This window comes from Alteromonas alvinellae (assembly GCF_902705805.1).
In genome coordinates this window covers 1-393 of record NZ_CACSIH010000210.1, presented here as the reverse complement: position 1 = coordinate 393, position 393 = coordinate 1, and the positions used below count along the sequence as shown (strand labels likewise).

The window sequence follows — 393 nt, the reverse complement described above, 5'->3', positions numbered from 1 at the left end:
CGCAGCCCATGTGTTAGCGTCCCAGCGAGCAGCGCGAGCGCCTTTAGTGTTTTGTTAGGTAACGTTGCCACTCGAAGAAAGGCTAAACATACCAAATACCAGCAAAGACAAACAAATGAAAACGGATAGGTTCTTTATACCTTTTTTCTTATGTTGATTGCCAGAATCAGTAAGCGCCCCTTGAATGACTAAAGAGTTTAATAAGTTGAATTTGATAAACCTATTTTCGGACGCGCCATCTTTTTGGTTTTTCGAGGCCAATAGAAGGTAATAGATGCCTCTGAATAAACAAACAAACGAGATTGGAAATGCCACACAAAACACAAGAATGCTTAAAATTACAGATGTGTTGTGCATGTTCATACCGGTACCTAACACTAAGCTTTGGGGCGC

General features: G+C 41.2%; 1 protein-coding gene. It reads right to left on the bottom strand.

Going from position 1 to position 393, the window contains the following annotated elements:
• Positions 1-54: 54 nt before the first annotated feature.
• Positions 55-393: hypothetical protein (locus ACX5KA_RS15465; protein ID WP_458731600.1), on the bottom strand; the 339-nt coding region annotated here is incomplete at its 5' end.